We start from the raw sequence: 18,518 nt of genomic DNA, 5'->3' as shown, positions 1-18,518 counted from the left end.
GTATGGACAACACACCGCTGCGCCGCGCGCTGCTCGGCCTCGGCGTCGCCCTCGGGGCGTACGTCGGAGGCTGGGCCTATTTCGCGCCGGACTCCTTCTACTCCGCGTTCCCCGGATTCGGCCTCCACTGGATCGACATCGATGGCGCGTTCGACGAGCACCTGATCCGGGATGTCGGCGCGCTCTACCTCGCACTCGGCGCAGCCAGCCTGGGTGCCGCGTTCGCCCGGGCGGCGCAACCGGGGCGGGTCGTCGGGCTCGCCTGGGCCGTGTTCGGCGTACTCCACTTCGGCTACCATGTGCTGCACCCGGAGGGCTCGGCCGGCGACGTCGTCAGCTCCCTGGTCTCGCTCGGACTGAGCGCGCTCCTCGGGGTCGCGCTGCTGCTCCCGTCACGGCGGCCGGCCCGGCCGTCCGTGGCCGGCACCGTCCCGACCCGGACGGAGGCGACCCGATGAGGATCGCAGTCGCCGGGGGGACGGGCGTCGTCGGCGGACACACCGTCGCAGCACTGCGCGCCGCGGGCCACGAACCGGTCGTCCTCAGCCGCGCGCGCGGCGTCGACCTGACGCAGGCCGGAAAGGGTCTCGCCGATGCGCTTACCGGGTGCGCAGCGGTCGTCGACGTGACGTCCGTGCAGACGACGCGGGCGTCCGTGTCCGAGCAGTTCTTCGGAACCGTCACCCGCTCGCTCCTCGATGCCGAGCGGGCCGCCGGAGTGCCGCACCACGTCGTCCTGTCGATCGTCGGCGCCGCGGAGGTGCCGGCGGCCTACTACGCGGGCAAGGCGCTGCAGGAGCGGATGGTGCAGGAGGCGCAGACCGGCTGGAGCATCCTCCGCGCCGCCCAGTTCCACGAGTTCGCCGCGCAGCTCGCCGCCCGGTCGAAGCCCGGACGGCTGCGGCTCGTTCCCGCGATGAAGTCCCAGCCGGTCGCCGCCGCCGAGGTCGGCGAAGCGCTCGCCGCGATCGCCGCGGGCGAGCCGCGCGGCCTCGATCGCGACCTCGCCGGACCGCGGGTCGAGGACATGCCGACGCTCGTCCGGCGCTACCTCGCCGCGACCGGCGACCGGGGCCGGGTCCTCACCGTCCCCCTCCCCGGACGCTGGGGCCGGTCGTTGCGCGACGGCACCCTCCTCGCCGGCCCGGGGGCGCGGCTCGGCGCTGCGACCTTCGACGACTTCCTGGCGGGGCTGCCCCGGCCCTGAAGCGCGGCGGCCGTGAAGCACGTGGGCCGCCGACCGCCGGTAGACTGGAGGGCTCATGTCTTCCACCGAGGCCCTCCCCCGCATCGTCTTCCCGCCCGAGCTGCCGGTCAGCCGTAAGCGGGACGACATCGCGCGCGCCATCCGCGACAACCAGGTCGTGATCGTGGCCGGCGCGACCGGGTCCGGCAAGACGACGCAGCTGCCGAAGATCGCGCTCGAGCTCGGCCGCACGAGCATCGGGCACACCCAGCCACGCCGTCTCGCCGCGCGGACGATCGCCGAGCGCATCGCCGAGGAGCTCGGGCAGTCCGTCGGCGAACTCGTCGGCTACCAGGTCCGGTTCACCGACAAGGTGTCGAAGGCGACGCGCATCAAGCTGATGACCGACGGCATCCTGCTCAACGAGCTGCGCCGCGACCGGATGCTGCGGGCGTACGACACGATCATCATCGACGAGGCGCACGAGCGCAGCCTCAACATCGACTTCCTGCTCGGCTACCTCAAGCAGCTGCTGCCGAAGCGTCCCGACCTCAAGCTCATCATCACCTCGGCGACCATCGACCCGCAGAGCTTCGCCGAGCACTTCGCCTCCGCCGACGGCACGCCGGCACCGATCGTGGAGGTGTCGGGCCGCACCTATCCCGTCGAGATCCGCTACCGGCCGCTGGTCGCCGAAGCGCTGGAGGACGACGAGGACGACCCGGATCCCATCCCGGCCGCCGACCGCGACTACCTGCAGGGCATCAACGACGCCCTCGACGAACTCGCGCGGGAGCCTGCGGGCGACGTGCTCGTCTTCCTCTCTGGCGAGAACGAGATCCGGGATGCCGCGGACGCCGTCCGTGGCCGCAATCTGCCCGGAACCGAGGTGCTCCCGCTGTACGGCCGGCTCTCCTCCGCCGAGCAGCATCGCGTCTTCCAGCCGTCCACCGTTCCCGGCATCCGCCGTCGCGTGGTGCTCGCGACCAACGTGGCGGAGACGAGCCTGACCGTGCCCGGCATCAAGTACGTGGTGGATGCCGGGACCGCCCGCATCAGCCGCTACAGCACGCGCGCCAAGGTGCAGCGCCTCCCGATCGAGGCGATCTCGCAGGCCAGCGCGAACCAGCGCTCGGGCCGCTCCGGCCGCACGAGCGACGGCATCGCCATCCGGCTCTACTCGGAGGAGGACTTCAGCAAGCGCCCGGAGTTCACCGAGCCCGAGATCCTGCGCACCAACCTCGCGGCGGTCATCCTGCAGATGATCTCGCTGGGGCTCGGCGACATCGCCGCGTTCCCGTTCCTCACCCCGCCGGACTCGCGCGGCATCAAGGACGGGCTCGATCTGCTCACTGAGCTCGGCGCGATCGCCGCCGCCAAGAACGGCACCGAGCTCACGAAGGTCGGCCGCCAGCTCGCCCAGCTGCCCATCGATCCCCGGTTCGCGCGCATGGTGGTCGAGTCCAAGCGCCACAACACCTCGCGCGAGGTGATGGCGATCGTCGCCGGCCTCACCATTCAGGATCCGCGCGAACGGCCCGTGGAGCGTCGCGGCAGCGCAGACGAGAAGCACGCGCGTTTCGCCGACCCGACCAGCGACTTCCTCACCCTGCTCAACCTCTGGAACTACCTCGAGGAGCAGCAGAAGGAGCTGTCCTCCAGCGCGTTCCGCCGCCTGTGCAAGGCCGAGTTCCTCAACTTCCTGCGCGTGCGCGAGTGGCAGGACGTCTACCGGCAACTGCGCCAGCTCGCCAAGCCGCTCGGGCTGACGATCGGCGAACCGTCGGTGAACCCGGACGGCATCCACCGCTCGCTGCTCGCCGGCCTGCTGTCGCACATCGGGCTGAAGGATGTGCGCGAGTCCGGCAACAAGGGCGGCGCCCGGGGCGCGCGCTCGTCCGAGTACCTCGGAGCGCGGCAGACCCGGTTCGTGATCTTCCCCGGCTCGACGCTCGCCAAGAAGCAGCCCAACGCGGTGATGAGCGCGGAGCTGGTGGAGACCTCCCGGCTGTTCGCGCGGATGAACGCCGCGATCGACCCGGCCTGGGCGGAGCCGATCGCCGGCGACCTCTGCAAGCGGCAGTACAGCGAGCCGCACTGGGAGAAGAGCCAGGGCGCCGTCGTCGCCTACGAGCGGGTCACCCTGTTCGGCGTGCCGATCATCCCGCGGCGGCGCGTGCAGTTCTCGCGGATCGACGCTGCGCTCGCGCGCGAGCTGTTCATCCGGCACGCACTCGTCGACGGCGAGTGGGACTCGCACCAGGCGTTCGATCGAGCGAACCGGGCGTTGCGGGCCGAGTTGCGCGAACTGGAGGAGCGGACCCGCCGCCGCGACATCCTCAACGACGACGAGGCCGTCTTCGAGTTCTACGACAAGCGCATCCCGGCCGATGTCGTGTCGACGCGCTCATTCGAGGGCTGGTGGAAGAAGGCCCGGCAGGAGACCCCCGACCTGCTGACGATGACGCAGGATGCGCTGCTCGACGAGGACGCGGCGGAGATCGACGAGGAGGCCTTCCCGCCCGTGTGGCGTCAGGGCGACCAGCGCCTCACGCTCCGGTACCGGTTCGAGCCGGGCGCGGACGACGACGGCGTGACGGTGCAGGTGCCGCTGCCGCTCCTGGCCGGTCTGCTGCCCGACGGCTTCGATTGGCAGGTGCCCGGACTCCGGCACGAACTGGTGACCGCTCTGATCAAGTCGCTGCCGAAGGCGATCCGCCGGCAGGTCGTGCCCGCCGCCGACTGGGCTCAGCGGCTGCTCGGCGAGCTGTCGAGCACAGCCGGGATGCGCGCGCACGAGGGCGAGCGTCCGGCGGCCTCCCTCGTGGACACCCTGGCGGCGACGATCTCGCGGCTGACCGGCTCACGGGTGAGCGGCACCGACTTCGACCTGGAGCGGCTGCCCGCGCACCTCCGTCCGACGTTCCAGGTGATCGGCGAACGGGGCCGTCCGATGGCGAGCGGAAAGGACCTGGGCGTGCTGCAGGACCGGCTGCGGTCCCGCGCGCGCGACTCCGTCGCCGCGGTCGCCGAGGCGCGCACGCCGAACGCCCTCGAACGCTCGGGGATCACGACGTGGGATCTGGACGAGCTCCCCCGGTTCCTCGACTCGACGCACACCGGCCCGGGTGGCACCACGAACGTGATCCGCGCCTACCCGGCGCTGGTGGACGATGGCGATTCGGTGAGCATCCGCCTCATGGGCACTCCCGCCGAGCAGGCGAGCGCGATACCCGGCGGCGTGCGCCGGCTGCTGCTGCTCAGCATCCCGTCGCCGGTCGCCTACGTGCAGCAGCACCTGACCTCGAACGAGAAGCTCACCCTCGCCGCGAGCCCGTACCCGAACACGAAGGCGCTGTTCGACGACAGCCTGCTCGCGGTGGTCGACTCGGTGCTCTACCGGATGAAGCCCGACGGCCAGGTGTTCATGCGCGCCGAGTTCGAGGCGGTCCGCGACCGGGTCTCCGGGATCGTGATGGATGCGATGTTCGAGACGGTGTCGCTGGTCACGCGCATCCTCGCCGCGGCCCGCGCTGCCGAGAAGGCGATCTCCGGGGTCACAGCGCTCACCTACCTCCCCGCGCTGAACGACGCGAAGGGACAGCTCGGCGGGCTCGTGTACAACGGGTTCGTGTCCGCGACCGGACTGGAGCAGCTGCGGCAGCTGCCGCGCTACCTCGCGGGGATCCCGCAGCGGATGCAGGCGCTGCCCACCAACCCGGGCCGCGACCGGGCCTGGCAGACGCAGGTCGAGACCGCCGTCGCGCTGTACCGGGATGCCGGCGGCCGCATCCCGCTCGCCCCGGGCTCGCCGCCGCCGATCGTGCACGCGCGCTGGATGCTCGAGGAGTTCCGGGTCTCCCTCTTCGCCCAGTCCCTCGGCACCGCCGAAACCGTCTCGCTGCAGCGGATCCGCAAAGTCCTGGGCGGCTGACCAGCCGCGGCGGCAGCCCGTCAGACGGGGAGGTGGAAGCCTCCGTTGGAGTGGAGGAGCTGGCCGTTGATCCAGCCGCCGGATGGGGAGAGCAGGAACGCGACCAGATCCGCCGTGTCCTGCGGGGTGCCGAGACGCCCCAGCGCCGTCTCGGCGGCCAGCGCCCCGGCGAGGTCGGGCGTCATCCAGCCGGTGTCGATCGGGCCCGGGTTGATCAGGTTCGCCGTGACGCCCAGGTGCGCCAGCTCGACGGCGGCGGCCATCACGATGCGGTCCAGCGCGCCTTTGCTCGCGCCGTACGGGAGGTTGTGCGCCGTGTGATCGCTCGTCAGCGCGACGATCCGCCCGGAGCCCGACAGGTCGGCGGGGAACTGCTCGGCGAACGCCTTGATGAGCAGCCAGGTCCCGCGCGTGTTGACGGCGAAGTGAGCATCGAACGCTTCGACGCTCGTGTCGAGCAGCCCGCTGTCGACCGAGTGCGCATGGCTGGCGACCAGGGCCTGGACAGGCCCGAGGGCGGCCCGGACGCGCTCCACGGCGAACCCGGGCGATTCCGGATGCGAGAGGTCGACCGCGACGGGAAGCGCGCGGGCGCCGAGCTCCCGAAGCTCGTCGGCGAACGCGTCGTGCGCGCGTTCGTGCGCACCCCACGGCATGGAGGCGTCGTAGTCGTCCCAGAACGCGAACGCGACATCCCAGCCGAGTGCGGCCTGGCGGCGCGCGATGGCGGCGCCGATCGACTCCGGCCGGCTGGCGCCGGTCACGAAGACGACGGGACGGGAGGAGTGGGCGTCGTTGTCCATCCGACGATTCTGTCAGACGGGCGACGCCCGCTCCCGTAGTCCTGTCGGCTACAGCACCTTCGAGAGGAAGGCCTGCGTCCGCTGGTGCTGCGGGTTGCCGAGCACCTCGCGCGGGTCGCCCGACTCGACGACGACGCCGCCGTCCATGAAGACCAGCTCGTCGGCGACCTCGCGGGCGAAGCCCATCTCGTGCGTCACCACGATCATGGTCATGCCGCTCGCGGCCAGCCCCTTCATGACGTCGAGCACCTCGCCGACGAGCTCGGGGTCGAGCGCCGAGGTGGGCTCGTCGAATAGCATCAGCTTCGGGTCCATCGCTAGCGCACGCGCGATCGCGACGCGCTGCTGCTGGCCGCCGGACAGTTGCGACGGGTAGTGGTCGCCCTTGTCGCTGAGTCCGACGCGGATGAGCAGCTCGTTGGCGCGCTCCACCGCCTTGGCCTTCGAGAGACCCTTCACACGGATGGGCGCCTCGATGATGTTCTCCAGCGCCGTCATGTGCGGGAACAGGTTGAACCGCTGGAAGACCATGCCGATCTCACGGCGCTGGCGGGCGGCCTCCTTGGGCTTCAGTTCGTACAGCTTGTCGCCGTGCTGGCGGTAGCCCACGACCTCGCCGTCGACCGAGAGCCGGCCGGCGTCGACCCGCTCCAGGTGGTTGATGCAGCGAAGGAAGGTGGACTTGCCGGAACCGCTCGGGCCGATGATGCACAGCACCTCGCCCTGGTTCACTTTGAGGTCGATGCTGCGGAGCACCTCGTTGGAGCCGAAGCTCTTCGAGACGCCCTCGGCCAGCACCATCGGTGTCGCCTTGATGTCGGTCATCCCTTGCCTCCGAGGTCGTTGCCGTCGGGCGCACCGGCGGCGGGAAGAGCGCCGGTCGCGAGCGCCGGCTCATTGCGGTCGGGGCGGCGTGCGTTGACGCCGCGCGAGAACCGCTTCTCCAGGAAGTACTGACCCACCATCAGCAGCGACGTGAACAGCAGGTACCAGAGCGACGCGACGATCAGCAGCGGGATGGGCGTGTACGTGACCGCGGAGATGTCGCGGGCGACACCGTACAGGTCGGTCGTCAGCGGGATCGCCGCCACCAGCGAGGTGGTCTTCAGCATCGAGATGACCTCGTTGCCGGTCGGCGGGATGATGACCCGCATCGCCTGCGGAATGACGATCCGCGTCATAGTCTGCCACCAGGACATGCCGAGCGCGGTCGCCGCCTCCTCCTGGCCCTCGTCCACCGAGAGCAGGCCGGCGCGCACGATCTCCGCCATGTAGGCCGCCTCGTTGAGGGCCAGACCGATGATCGCGATGATGAACGCGTTCTGCATGAAGCCGAGGTTCAGGTCGAACCCGATCTGCGTCCACGGCACGCCGAGGAAGATCTGCGGGTAGATCAGCGAGAACAGGCCCCAGAACACCAGCTGCACGTAGACCGGGGTGCCGCGGAAGATCCAGAGGTACAGCCAGGCGACTGACTTGACCACGGGGTTCGGCGAGAGCCGCATGACCGCGAGGACCAGGCCGAGCACGACGCCGATGATCATCGAGTAGATCGTCAGCTGGAGGGTGACGAGCGCAGCAGCGCTGATGCGCTTGTCGAAGACGTACTTGCCCACGTACTGCCAGCCGTAGGCCTCCCGCTGGGAGGCATCCACGATGAACCAGACGAGGAGCAGGATGAGGACCGCGGCGAAGACGATCCGCCACGGGTGCCGGAGCTTGATCGCTTTGATCGGCTCGGACCGGCTCCCGGCCGGCGACGGGACGGATCCCGTCGCCGGCCGGGCGGTGTTGCTTTGGGACATGGAGGTCAGCCCTTCGCGGCCGCGTTGACCTCGGCGGACTGGACGGCGCCGTCGGCGACGCCCCACTTGTCGAGGATCTTCTTGTAGGTGCCGTCGTCGATCAGGGCCTGGACGGCCTTCTGCAGCACGGGCGTGAGCTTCGAGTCCTTCTGGACGGGCAGGCCGTACGGAGCCTCGTCGAAGGTCTTGCCTGCGGCCTCGAGCTTGTCCTTCGACTTCGAGATGGCGTACAGGGTGACGGGCGAGTCGGCGCTGAGGGCGTCGGCCTTGCCCAGGATGACCGCGTTGGTCGCGTCGTCCTGGGTGTCGTAGCGGAGCGCCTGGATGGCGGGCTTGCCCGCATCCGTGCACTTCTTCGACTTGGCGGGGACCTCGTCGGTGTCCTCGTACGTGGTCGACTGGACGGCGACCTTCATACCGCAGGCGTTGTCCGGGTCGATGTTCTTCCCCTTCTGGGAAGCCCAGAGGATACCGGCCGAGTAGTAGTTGACGAAGTCGACCTGCTGCTCGCGCTCGGTCGTGTCGGTGAAGGACGACATTCCGAAGTCGTCCTTGCCGCCGGTGATGCTCGGGATGATGTTGTCGAACTTCGCGATGGCGAAGCTCGCCTTCACGCCGAGCTTGGCGGCGATGGCGTTGGTCAGGTCGACCTCCCAGCCGACGGGCTGGCCGTTGTCGTCCTTGAACTCGTTCGGCGGGTACGTGTTGTCCATGCCGACGACGAGCTTGCCGGCGTCCTTGATCTTCTGGGGCAGCTGGCCCGCGAGGGTGTCGTCCTTCTTCACGTCCGACCCGGCGCTCGACGATGAGCCCGAGGAGGGGGTGGAGTTGTCGACGCAACCGGTGAGCGCGAGCGCTGCAACGGCGGCGACGGCAAGGATGGGTGCCGCGGTACGAATGCGCATGATGGTGGTTGTCCTTCTTCCTGGTGCAGGAATGTCTCTTGTGTAATGCAAGGGTAAGGGGAGGATACCCCAGCGGCGTTGCCGTGCTTCAACACTAATTCGCGCGGGGAACAGCGTTTTTCACGGAGGTTTCCGGAAGGTTTCGGCGTGGACGGTGTCGGAATCCGCCGAATCCTGCGTTCGCCGGCCTCGAAACGGGCGTCGTGGCGCCCGGCGACGTCACTCCCCCGTGGCGACGGGACGCGTGGGGTCGTTGGACCACGCCGAATACGAACCCGCGTAGAGAGCGGGGATGGGGAGTCCGGCCACGACGAGCGCAAGCGCTTCGTGCGCGGCGGTGACGCCCGACCCGCAGGACACGCCGACCGGAGTGGTCGCGTCGATCCCGAGGGCGGCGAACCGCTGGGCGAGGACGTCCGGCGGCAGCATCCGCCCGTCGGCGTCGAGATTGTCCGTCGTCGGAGCGCTGACCGATCCGGGGATGTGACCGGGGCGCGGGTCGACCGGCTCCACCTCGCCACGGAAGCGTTCGGCGGCGCGGGCGTCGAGCAGGACGCCGTCGCGGGCCAGCGCCGCGGCGCCGTCCGTGTCGAGGGTCGGCAGGCTGCCGAAGCGCAGCCGGATGTTGCCGGGCTTCGGCGTCACCGTCTCGGTCTCGAGGGGGTGGCCCGCGGCGCGCCACGCGGCGAGGCCGCCGTCGAGCACACGGACCTCCCGCACCCCGGCGTGACTGAGCAGCCACCACGCGCGGGCGGCGGAGGTGCCGGAGTTGTCGTCGTAGACGACGACTGCGTCGTCGTCGTCGAGGCCCCAGCGCCGTGCGGCCTCCTGGAAGTCCTCCTCGCGGGGCAGCGGGTGGCGGCCGTCCGTCGGGGCGCCGTGGCCGGCGAGCTCGGTGTCGAGATCGACGTAGACCGCTCCGGGGATGTGGCCGCGGTCGAACTCTTCGCGACCGGACGGACCGCCCAGCTTCCAGCGGACGTCGAGGACGCGCCAGGACGAACGCCGCCGTCCGGCGCCGCTCCAGAGGGATTCAGCGCCGAGAGCGGCGTCCAGTGCGGAGGCGGTGATCAGCGGTGGGAGCATCCCGCTATTCTCGCATCGACGTCGGACGCCGAGACGCCGACGGCGCCAACGCCGACGGCCCCGGTCGCTTCGGGAAGCGTCCGGGGCCGTCGGGTCGTCGAGCGTCGGCTCTCAGCGTCCGGTCGAGGCCTTGGCGTTCGACTCGTACGAGGTGTTGGTGGCCTCGAAGAAGTTCACCAGCTCCAGCGTGTCGTTCGCGGTGGCCATCCACTTGGCGGGGTTCGAGACCTTGTACTCGGCCTCGAAGCCCAGCTCCTCCAGGCGGCGGTCGGCCAGGTACTTCACGTACTGGTTGATGTAGTTCGCGTTCAGGCCCAGGATGCCGCCGGGCAGGAGGTCGCGGTTGTACTGCTCCTCCATCTCGACGGCGTCGAGGATCATCTGGCGGATCTCGTTGGCGAACTCCGGCGTCTGCAGGTCGGGGTTCTCCTCGAGCACCGTGAGGATGAGGTTGATGCCGAACTTGAGGTGCAGCGACTCGTCGCGCACCACCCAGTCGATCAGCGAACCGAAGTTACGCAGCAGGTTCCGCTGACGGAACGAGAGCGCCACCATGAAGCCGGAGTAGAACCAGATCCCCTCGAGGATGACGTTGTACGCCACCAGGTTGCGGATGAAGTCCTGCTTGCCCTCGGTCGTGGTGATGTCGAGCGTCTGCTCGGTCATCCGCTTGATGAACGCGACCTCGAACTCCTCCTTCTTCGCCATCGACGGCACGTCGACGTGGGAGTTGTAGGCCTGCTCGCGGTCGATCGGGAACGTCTCGAGGACGTACTCGAACGACATGCAGTGGTTGGCCTCCTCCCACATCTGCTTGGCGAGGTAGAGGTGCGCCTCGGCCGCGTTGATGTACGGGTAGACGCCGAACGCGAGGGCCTTGTTGACCAGCAGCTCGTTCGGGTTGAAGTAGCTCATCAGGAAGGTGACCGCGTGACGCTCCTCGTCGGTCATCCGCTTGAAGTCGGCGATGTCCTCGCCGAGCTGGATCTCGTTCGGGAACCAGGTGTTCGCGACGGCCTGGTCGTAGAGGTCCATCGCCCACTGGTACTTCACGGGCTTGAGCAGCAGGCCCTCTTCGATTCCTGTTCCCAGAATCCCCATCGTCGTTCTCTCTCCTCGTTACTTACGGCCGGATGCCGTGCTGGCCGAAACTACTGGCAGGACTCGCACTGCAGGTCGTCCATCGGGTCGACCGGCACGTAGTATTCCTCGATCTTGGTGCTGTTCACTTGTTCTCACCACCCGACGTGAGTCCGCCGAAGCCGAAGCCGCGACGAGCGGGTGCCGGAGCCGGGGCGGTCTCCGTGATGGCCGGGGCCGCGGAGGGAGCGCCGGCGCCGACCGACGCGAAGCCCTTGCGGCCGCCCGAGATCTCCTCCGCCTTGTTCACCTTGACGGTGGACTGCTCGGCCTGGTGACGCGGCTTCATGTGGAGGTAGTAGGTCGTCTTGACGCCCTTCTCCCATGCGGCGTAGTAGATGTCCATCATGTCGCCGAGGTCGCGCGTCTCGAGGTACATGTTGCGGCTGATCGCCTGGTCGATCCACTTCTGGGCGCGGGCCGCGACCTCGATGAAGGAGTACGGCGAGAGCTGGAAGCTCGTCTTGAACGTGGCCTTCACCTCGTCCGGGATCTCCGCGATGTTCTGGATGTCGCCCTGCGACCGCAGGATGGCCTCGCGGACGTCCTGCCAGATGCCGCGCTCCTGCAGGGTCTCGACCAGGTTGCGGTTGACCTCGAGGAACTTGCCCGACGAGGTCGCCCGGCTGAAGATCTGCGAGAACTGCGGGTCGAAGCCCGGGGTGGTGCCGGCGACGAGGCCGATGGACGCGGTAGGCGCGATGGCCATGAGCGTCGCGTTGCGCATCCCGCCCTTGACCTTCTCGCGGAGGCGGTCCCAGTCGAGGCGGATGGTGCGGTCCACGTTGATCGGGACGCCGCGGTCGGCCTCGGTGAGGGCGATCGAGTCGTAGGGCACGAGACCCTTCGACCAGCGCGACCCCTCGAAGTTCGGGTATGCGCCGCGCTCCTGCGCCAGGTCGGCGCTCTCGTCGATCGCCGCGTACGAGACGTGCTCCATGATCTCGTCGATCAGGGCGTACGCCTCCTCGCTCTCGTAGCTGATGCCGAGGCGCTCGACGATATCGGTGAAGCCCATCACACCGAGGCCGATCGCGCGGTTCTGCTGGTTCGAGAAGTCGGCCTCGTCGACGCTCGACACCGTGATGTCGATCAGGTTGTCGAGCTGGCGGACCGCCTGACGGGCGCTCGCCTCGATGCGCTCCCAGTCCATCTTCCCGTCGATCAGGTGACGCGACAGGTTGATCGACGCCAGGTTGCAGACCGAGACGTTGTCGCGGTCCTGCGGCAGCGTGATCTCGGTGCACAGGTTCGAGAGGTGGATGGTGCCCGTGTTGTTGTTGAGGGCACGGTTGTTGATGGTGTCCTTCCAGGTCAGCCACGGGTGGCTGGTGGTCTGGAGGCTCATCAGGATGTCCTTGAACTGCGCGCGGGCGCTGATCTTCTTGAACATCCGCAGGTTGCCGGCCTCGGCCTCGGCGACGTAGTGCGCGTAGCGCTCGGAGAACGCCTTGCCGTACAGCTCGTTGAGGTCGCCGACCTCCAGCGGGTCGAAGAGGTACCAGTCCTCGTCGTTCTGGACGCGCTTCATGAACTCGTCGCTGATCCAGACGGCGGTGTTCGCCGTGCGGGTGCGGCGGTACGGGTCACCCGAGTTCTGGCGCAGGTCCAGGAACTCCGGGAAGTCCATGTGCCAGTTCTCCATGTAGAAGCAGAGGGCGCCGAACTTCTTGCCGCCGCGGCTGACCGCGCGCAGCACCGAGTCGATCGTGTGCATGAACGGGATCGGACCGGTCGAGGTGGTGTTGTTCGAGCGGATGGGCGAGCCCTGGGCGCGCAGCTTGGTGACGGCGAGGCCGATGCCGCCGGTGCCCTTGGTCAGCCACATGACGTCGCGCACGCTCTTCGCGATGTGCTCGATGTCGTCCTGCATCTCCATGACGAAGCAGTTGGACAGCTGCGGGTATGCGGTGCCGGCGTTGACCAGCGTGGAGCCGGCCGCCAGGTACTCGAGCTTCGACATCTTGTCGTAGAAGGCGATCGCGTGGCTGGTGGGGTCGGCCTCGTTGAGGGAGAGGCCCATCGCGATGCGCATCCAGAAGTACTGCGGCACCTCGAGCGAGTCGCCGTTGCGGGCCTTGATGCCGTAGCGGTTGTTGAGGGTGACGACGCCGATGTACTTGAGCAGCTCGTCGCGCGACGGGTCGAGGTAGCCGGCGAGGCGGTCGAGGTCGAAGGCGGTGGTGAAGCGGCCGTCGAGGAGCGTCTCGGCGACGCCGCGCTCGATGTAGCCGCGGAAGTGGGAGGTGTGCAGCTCGACCAGCTCGTCGTGGCTGGAGTAGTCGCCGAGCACGCGCTTGTAGATCGTCTTGAGGAGGAGGCGCGCGGCGACGGTGTCGAACGCCGGGTCGTCCTTGACGTTCTGGAGGGCGACCTGGATGACCGCCTCGTCGAGCTGCTGCGTCGTGATGCCGTCGAACAGCGTGAGCTCGAGCTCGCTCGCGATCTGCGTCACCCACGTGATGTTCTCGTCCAGACCCTGGGCCGCATTCTCGATGGCCAGGTTGATCTTGTTGGCGTCGTACGGCTCCCGCTCGCCGTTGCGCTTCACGACTGTGATACCCACTGTCTCTCCCTCTTCGATGTGCCGCTTGAGCGGCGGAAATCCCCGCGGAACCGGGCCTTCGGAATCCCCGAACGGCCAACCGGCTCTCTGTGCTCGACCACTATATAGCGGGGGTCCGACATTTCCACTCCCCCACATCTAGTGGGCGTGTCATCCACAGATGGGGAGAACTTATGCACAGTTTCCACACCCCGCGAAGTGGGGATGGCGTGGCGTGGAGACTCCCCCGGCGGCCCTCTCCGGACCGATAGTGTGGATGGCTGTGAGCAGCTATTCGAGCCTTCTGAAGACGCCGGGCGTCGCCCGCATCATCGCGGCTCAGCTCACGGCGCGCTTCCCGTTCGGGATGCTGTCGCTCGCGTTCCTGCTCCACATCGAGCGCGTCCACGACTCCTACGGAGCCGCCGGACTCGTGCTCGGGGCGATGAGCATCGGCCAGGCGATCGCCGGCCCCATGACGAGCCGACTCATGGGCGTGCTCGGGATGCGCGCGGTGCTGTGGACGACGCTCATCCTGTGCTCGGCGGCGGTCGCGGCGATCGGACTGTTCGTCATGCCCATCCCGCTCACCATGGGCGTCGCGTTCTTCGCCGGACTCTGCATGCCGCCCATCCAGCCCGCTGTGCGAACGATCTACCCGAAGATGGTGAACTCGCGGCAGCTGACCCCGCTGTTCTCGCTCGACGCTTCGGCGCAGGAGATCATCTGGATCGCCGGTCCGGTCGCGATCACCTTCGTCTCGACGCAGATCGGCACGGTCGAGGGCATCCTCATGTCGGTCGCGATCATGCTCGCGGGCGGCTGCTGGTTCATCCTGTCGCCCGAGGTCGGGCGGGTGCGCATCCCGCGCAGCAAGCGGCGGTTCGGGACCGTGCTGACGCGTCCCCCCGTGCTGCTCGCGACAGTCGTCGGCTTCCTGCTCATCGGCTCGTGCTCGGCAGTCGAGGCGGGCGTGGTCGCGACCTTCGGGGAAGGATCGCCGCTCGCGGGGATCGTGCTCGCCATCTGGTCGCTCGGTTCGCTGGTCGGCGGCCTCGCATTCGGCCACATCCCGATCGGGCCGTGGGCGACCGCGCGCCGAATGTTCATCGTGTTCGTAGGCGTCGCCATCTCGACCTTCATGCTGTGGTCGTGGTGGGGCCTCTCGCTCACCCTCCTGATCTCGGGAGTCGGCATCGCCCCGGCGCTCGCGGTGCTGTTCGCGATCGTCTCGGCGAGCGTGAAGTTCTCGGACACCGCCGAGGCCTACGGCTGGGTCGGCACCGGGCAGCTGATCGGAGCCGCCCTCGGCTCCGCCCTCGCGGGGTTCCTGATCGACGGCGTCGGCGCCGTCGGCGCCTTCTGGGTCGCCGGGGCCTTCGCCCTCGTCGGCTTCGTCGTGCCCGCCCTCGCGCACCGCATCCACCCCGACCTCCGCGGTCGCGACGCCTCCCCCATCCCGGACACCGAGCCCGTCCCCGTCCAGCCCTCCTGACGCGCCCCCTCCCTTCCGCCCTCCCGCCGAGTTGCGACATCATGTCGCGACTCGACGCCAATTCGAGCATCTACTCACCACTCGATGCCGGGCTGTGGAGAGATTTCGGCAGGGTGACGCGGCGGGCGGCAGGGTGGAGGAATGGGTCGTTATTCCGTTCCGCTCCCGGGTGGGTTGTCGTGGCGTCCGTTCCGCGTGAACGACGCCGTAGAACAAGGGGTCGGCCCGGGTCGACTGCGCGGCGCAGATCTGGCGCGGCCCGTCCGTGGTGTCCGGGTAGCGGTGGACTCGGGGCTGGTCGTACGCTGCCGAGCTTTACTCCTCCACCGTCCGACCGGGATGGCGTTCAGCCACACCACCGCGGCTCAGCTGTACGGCGCGCCACTGCCGGCGCACCTGCAGCGCGACGAGCGCATCCACCTGACCGTGCAGACCCCCGCTCGCGCACCTCAGATCGGGAGCGCAGTCGGTCATGTGACGCGGGAGCTGGTGGTGGCCGACTGCCGCGGATTGCCCGTCACGCGCCCGGAGAAGATCTGGGTCGATCTGGCCGAATCGCTGACCAGAGAAGAACTGATCGCCCTGGGGGACTACTTCCTGGCGCACGACCTCGCCTCGCCGGAATCACTCGCCGAGGCGCTCGGTTCTTCCCGCGGACGACGCGGGATCGCGACCGCTCGACTCGCGCTCCCGTTGGTGCGCGCCGGCTCCGAGTCGCCGATGGAGAGCGCTCTGCGCGTCCTGCTCCACGACCAAGGACTTGCACCGCCCGATCCGAACTACAGCATCCACGGCCCAGACGGGCGATTCCTGGCGCGGGTCGACTTGGCCTACGCCGACCATCGTGTCGCCGTCGAGTACGAGGGCGACCACCACCGGGTGGAGCGCACGCAATGGCATAAGGACATCCATCGCCAGGGTCGCCTGGAAGACCTGGGCTGGCGTGTCATCCGCGTCACGGCGGGGGATCTCGCCGACCCGTACGAGCTTCTCGCGCGCATTCGGCACGCCCTGGCGATCGAATGGTGACTCGTTGCTCCAATTCGCGTCGAGTTGCGACATCATGTCGCAACTCGACGGGGCGGCGCGGCTACCAGCGGGGGTGGACGGAGGCGCGGAAGTGGTCGTCGTAGATGCGGTGCACGGCGGCGTCGAAGCCGTCGGGCAGGCGGACGGACGCGGCCGCCGCGTTCGCGCGCGCCTGCTCGGGCGAGCGCGCGCCGGGAATGACGGTGGTCACTCCGTCCTGCGCGACGATCCAGGCGATCGCGGCCTGCGCAGGTGTCGCGCGCTCCGGCACGAGTGCCGCGAACTCGCGCGCCGCCTGCACGCCCTCGTCGTAGTCGACTCCCGAGAACGTCTCCCCGACGTCGAACGCCTCGCCGTGGCGGTTGTAGTTCCGGTGGTCGTCCGCGGCGAAGGTGGTCTGCTCGGTGTACCGACCGCTCAGGAGTCCCGAGGCGAGCGGCACGCGGGCAATGATCCCGACCCCGGCCTCGCGCGCCGCGGGAAGGACGCGATCCAGCGGCTTGAGACGGAACGCGTTGACGATGATCTGCACCGTCGCCGTACCGGGCCGTGCGATCGCGGCCAGGGCCTCGTCGGCGGTCTCGACGCTGACCCCGTAGTTCTCGACCACGCCCTCGTCCACGAGGGTGTCCAGCGCGTCGTACACCGCGTCGGTGGAGAAGACGGGCGTCGGCGGGCAGTGCAACTGCACCAGGTCGAGGCGGTCGACTCCGAGGTTGCGGCGCGAGCGGTCGGTCCACTCGCGGAACCGGGGCAACGTGAAGTTGGCCGGATCCTGCGCCTCCCGACGCCCCATCTTGGTGGCGACGGTCAGCGGCAGCTCGGGATGCTCGGTCACGAACCGTCCGATGATCTGCTCGCTCCGGCCGTCGCCGTAGACATCCGCCGTGTCGAAGAAGGTGACTCCGGACTCCGCCGCCGCTTCCAGGACGGCCAGCGCGTCCGCTTCGGAGACATCACCCCAGTCCGCTCCGAGCTGCCAGGTGCCGAGTCCGACGACCGACACCTCCCGACCGGTTCCACCGAGGATGCGTTGTTCCATGCGATCCACCCTATTCCGCCCGGGATGCGCCTCCCGGGCGCGCCGGCGCGTGGTGCGGCCGGCGCGTTCCCTCCGCGCGCACCCCCGCGTCGCCGCCGGGCCACCAGGCCGGAGTCAGCCGTCCGACCAGGGCGAGGAAGGCATCCACGTCGCGCGGACGCGGACTGGTGAGCCACACGTCGATCGCGCCGATCGTGCCGTCGGCGAGGTAGCGGGAGACGGCGCGCCGCTCGAGGTCGTCGGCGGCCGGCACGACGAGGCTGTGCTGCTCCAGCAGGAGGTCGATGGACCCTTGAAAGTGCTCGCTGAGCATGGCGTGGAGGCTGGCCGCGCCGCTCTCCGCGCCCAGGCCGCGCCGGTACACGGCGTCGTGCTCGTCGACGTGCCGGAGCACCGCACGCGTCACGCCGAGGACGGCTGCCCCGGCATCGGACGGCGTCACGTCGACGAGGTATTCGGCGCGCAGCGCGTCCAGCTCCGACCGCAGCACGCGCTCGAGCAGCTCCGGCGGCGAGGCGGCGTACTCGTACACGGTGGAGCGGTGCACCCCGGCCGCTTCGGCCAGCGCCGACACCGACACGTCGCTGACCGGCCCGCGCTCGGCGAGGGTCAGGATCGCGTCACTCAGCCGGGTGAGCGTCTTCTGCTGGCGTGCATCCACCGGACGATCGTACAATGGAGTTATCCGACACGTGTCGGATAACTGAAAGGAGATTTCCCATGGCTCAGTACGACGTCGCCGACCGGTCTGCGATCGTGACCGGAGGCGGCTCGGGTATCGGCCGCGCCATCGCCCTGACGCTCGCCGCGAGCGGTGCGTCCGTCCTGGTGACGGACCTGAACGAGGAAAACGCGAACGCCGTGGTCGGCGAGATCCAGGCCGCCGGTGGAACCGCCGCCGCCCTCGCCGGCGACGTCACCGACCCCGAATTCGCGCGGGCCAGCGTGGCCGCGGCGAATGACCTGGCACCGCTCCGCATCGCCGTGAACAACGCCGGAATCGGCGGCGCCTCTGCACCGGTCGGCGACTATCCGCTGGACTCCTGGCGCAAGGTCATCGAGGTGAACCTGAACGCCGTCTTCTACGGGATGCAGCCCCAGCTCGACGCGATCGCGGCCAACGGGGGCGGCGCGATCGTCAACATGGCGTCCATCCTGGGCAGTGTCGGTTTCGCCAATTCGTCGGCGTACGTGACGGCGAAGCACGCCCTGCTCGGCCTCACCCAGAACGCGGCTCTCGAGTACGCGGGCTCCGGCGTCCGCGTCGTCGCCGTGGGCCCGGGATTCATCCGCACTCCGCTCGTCGCCGCCAACCTCGACGCCGACGCCCTGAGCTTCCTGGAGGGCAAGCATGCGCTCGGCCGCCTCGGCGAGCCGGAGGAAGTGGCTTCTCTCGTCGCGTTCCTCGCCTCCGATGCAGCCAGCTTCATCACCGGCAGCTACCACCTGGTCGACGGCGGTTACACCGCCCAGTAATCCGTCCACAGACCGCGCTTGTCCACAGGTTCGGGCGCGGTCTGCCGCGCTCGGTCACGCTCGCCTAATCTG

The 18,518-nt window shown here is 69.1% G+C and carries 15 protein-coding genes; 6 read left to right on the top strand and 9 right to left on the bottom strand.

What is annotated here, in order from left to right:
- Positions 1-2: 2 nt before the first annotated feature.
- The 3 genes from QRN40_RS12700 to hrpA are packed head-to-tail and all read left to right on the top strand — an operon-like array spanning position 3 to position 5,120.
- Complete coding sequence (locus QRN40_RS12700; protein ID WP_285116028.1) at positions 3-458, top strand: hypothetical protein; 456 nt, start codon at positions 3-5, stop codon at positions 456-458.
- Positions 455-1,207 carry an SDR family oxidoreductase gene (locus QRN40_RS12695; RefSeq protein ID WP_285116027.1) on the top strand — a complete coding sequence of 251 codons (753 nt, stop codon included), beginning with the start codon at positions 455-457 and terminating at the stop codon, positions 1,205-1,207. Before QRN40_RS12700 ends, QRN40_RS12695 begins: the two co-directional genes overlap by 4 nt.
- 55 nt (positions 1,208-1,262) lie before the next feature.
- Positions 1,263-5,120 (top strand): ATP-dependent RNA helicase HrpA, encoded by a 3,858-nt coding sequence (hrpA, locus tag QRN40_RS12690; RefSeq protein WP_285116025.1) that lies wholly within the window; start codon positions 1,263-1,265, stop codon positions 5,118-5,120.
- A 20-nt stretch (positions 5,121-5,140) separates the two neighbouring features.
- Here the strand turns inward: hrpA and QRN40_RS12685 are convergent, their stop codons facing one another.
- The 7 genes from QRN40_RS12685 to QRN40_RS12655 all read right to left on the bottom strand — a co-directional run bounded on the left by QRN40_RS12685 (position 5,141) and on the right by QRN40_RS12655 (position 13,425).
- Positions 5,141-5,923: an SDR family oxidoreductase gene (locus tag QRN40_RS12685; RefSeq protein ID WP_285116024.1), complete on the bottom strand. Its 783-nt coding sequence runs from the start codon at positions 5,921-5,923 to the stop codon at positions 5,141-5,143.
- Between the two features lie 48 nt (positions 5,924-5,971).
- Complete coding sequence (locus QRN40_RS12680) at positions 5,972-6,748, bottom strand: amino acid ABC transporter ATP-binding protein (protein WP_285116023.1); 777 nt, start codon at positions 6,746-6,748, stop codon at positions 5,972-5,974.
- Positions 6,745-7,728, bottom strand: a complete 984-nt coding sequence (locus QRN40_RS12675) for an amino acid ABC transporter permease (protein WP_285116022.1) — start codon at positions 7,726-7,728, stop codon at positions 6,745-6,747. The genes QRN40_RS12680 and QRN40_RS12675 overlap by 4 nt, the downstream gene beginning before the upstream one ends.
- Positions 7,729-7,733: 5 nt before the next feature.
- On the bottom strand, positions 7,734-8,633 hold the full coding sequence (locus QRN40_RS12670; RefSeq protein WP_285116021.1) for an ABC transporter substrate-binding protein: 900 nt from the start codon (positions 8,631-8,633) through the stop codon (positions 7,734-7,736).
- 219 nt (positions 8,634-8,852) lie between these two features.
- Positions 8,853-9,719: a sulfurtransferase gene (locus tag QRN40_RS12665; RefSeq protein ID WP_285116020.1), complete on the bottom strand. Its 867-nt coding sequence runs from the start codon at positions 9,717-9,719 to the stop codon at positions 8,853-8,855.
- Positions 9,720-9,830: 111 nt separating this feature from the next.
- Complete coding sequence (locus QRN40_RS12660; RefSeq protein WP_285116018.1) at positions 9,831-10,820, bottom strand: ribonucleotide-diphosphate reductase subunit beta; 990 nt, start codon at positions 10,818-10,820, stop codon at positions 9,831-9,833.
- A gap of 124 nt (positions 10,821-10,944) precedes the next feature.
- Complete coding sequence (locus tag QRN40_RS12655) at positions 10,945-13,425, bottom strand: ribonucleoside-diphosphate reductase subunit alpha (protein WP_285116016.1); 2,481 nt, start codon at positions 13,423-13,425, stop codon at positions 10,945-10,947.
- A gap of 262 nt (positions 13,426-13,687) precedes the next feature.
- Between QRN40_RS12655 and QRN40_RS12650 the strand changes: the two genes are divergently transcribed.
- Both QRN40_RS12650 and QRN40_RS12645 read left to right on the top strand, forming a co-directional pair.
- The gene (locus QRN40_RS12650; RefSeq protein ID WP_285116015.1) at positions 13,688-14,899 is read left to right on the top strand and encodes an MFS transporter; all 1,212 of its coding nucleotides are present in this window, start codon (positions 13,688-13,690) and stop codon (positions 14,897-14,899) included.
- Positions 14,900-15,238: 339 nt separating this feature from the next.
- Positions 15,239-15,928 (top strand): endonuclease domain-containing protein, encoded by a 690-nt coding sequence (locus QRN40_RS12645; RefSeq protein WP_285116014.1) that lies wholly within the window; start codon positions 15,239-15,241, stop codon positions 15,926-15,928.
- Positions 15,929-15,989: 61 nt separating this feature from the next.
- Here QRN40_RS12645 and QRN40_RS12640 read toward each other — a convergent pair whose 3' ends face one another.
- Positions 15,990-16,970 (bottom strand): aldo/keto reductase, encoded by a 981-nt coding sequence (locus QRN40_RS12640; protein WP_285116013.1) that lies wholly within the window; start codon positions 16,968-16,970, stop codon positions 15,990-15,992.
- 10 nt (positions 16,971-16,980) lie between these two features.
- Complete coding sequence (locus tag QRN40_RS12635) at positions 16,981-17,631, bottom strand: TetR/AcrR family transcriptional regulator (RefSeq protein ID WP_285116012.1); 651 nt, start codon at positions 17,629-17,631, stop codon at positions 16,981-16,983.
- A 59-nt stretch (positions 17,632-17,690) separates the two neighbouring features.
- Here QRN40_RS12635 and QRN40_RS12630 point away from each other — a divergent pair, with 59 nt between their 5' ends.
- Positions 17,691-18,446 carry an SDR family NAD(P)-dependent oxidoreductase gene (locus tag QRN40_RS12630; protein ID WP_285116011.1) on the top strand — a complete coding sequence of 252 codons (756 nt, stop codon included), beginning with the start codon at positions 17,691-17,693 and terminating at the stop codon, positions 18,444-18,446.
- Positions 18,447-18,518 lie beyond the last annotated feature (72 nt).

The sequence above is a fragment of the Leifsonia sp. fls2-241-R2A-40a genome (assembly GCF_030209575.1).
Lineage (GTDB): Bacteria > Actinomycetota > Actinomycetes > Actinomycetales > Microbacteriaceae > Leifsonia.
This window is presented reverse-complemented; position numbering and strand designations above follow the sequence as displayed.

Excerpts from the sequence above, each read along its gene's own strand:
- QRN40_RS12675 (WP_285116022.1), bottom strand. The coding sequence starts at position 7,728 with ATGTCCCAAAGCAACACCGCCCGGCCGGCGACGGGATCCGTCCCGTCG.
- QRN40_RS12665 (WP_285116020.1), bottom strand. The coding sequence starts at position 9,719 with ATGCTCCCACCGCTGATCACCGCCTCCGCACTGGACGCCGCTCTCGGC.
- QRN40_RS12660 (WP_285116018.1), bottom strand. The coding sequence starts at position 10,820 with ATGGGGATTCTGGGAACAGGAATCGAAGAGGGCCTGCTGCTCAAGCCC.
- QRN40_RS12700 (WP_285116028.1), top strand. The coding sequence starts at position 3 with ATGGACAACACACCGCTGCGCCGCGCGCTGCTCGGCCTCGGCGTCGCC.
- hrpA (WP_285116025.1), top strand. The coding sequence starts at position 1,263 with ATGTCTTCCACCGAGGCCCTCCCCCGCATCGTCTTCCCGCCCGAGCTG.
- QRN40_RS12695 (WP_285116027.1), top strand. The coding sequence starts at position 455 with ATGAGGATCGCAGTCGCCGGGGGGACGGGCGTCGTCGGCGGACACACC.
- QRN40_RS12630 (WP_285116011.1), top strand. The coding sequence starts at position 17,691 with ATGGCTCAGTACGACGTCGCCGACCGGTCTGCGATCGTGACCGGAGGC.
- QRN40_RS12640 (WP_285116013.1), bottom strand. The coding sequence starts at position 16,970 with ATGGAACAACGCATCCTCGGTGGAACCGGTCGGGAGGTGTCGGTCGTC.
- QRN40_RS12685 (WP_285116024.1), bottom strand. The coding sequence starts at position 5,923 with ATGGACAACGACGCCCACTCCTCCCGTCCCGTCGTCTTCGTGACCGGC.
- QRN40_RS12645 (WP_285116014.1), top strand. The coding sequence starts at position 15,239 with ATGGCGTTCAGCCACACCACCGCGGCTCAGCTGTACGGCGCGCCACTG.
- QRN40_RS12680 (WP_285116023.1), bottom strand. The coding sequence starts at position 6,748 with ATGACCGACATCAAGGCGACACCGATGGTGCTGGCCGAGGGCGTCTCG.
- QRN40_RS12670 (WP_285116021.1), bottom strand. The coding sequence starts at position 8,633 with ATGCGCATTCGTACCGCGGCACCCATCCTTGCCGTCGCCGCCGTTGCA.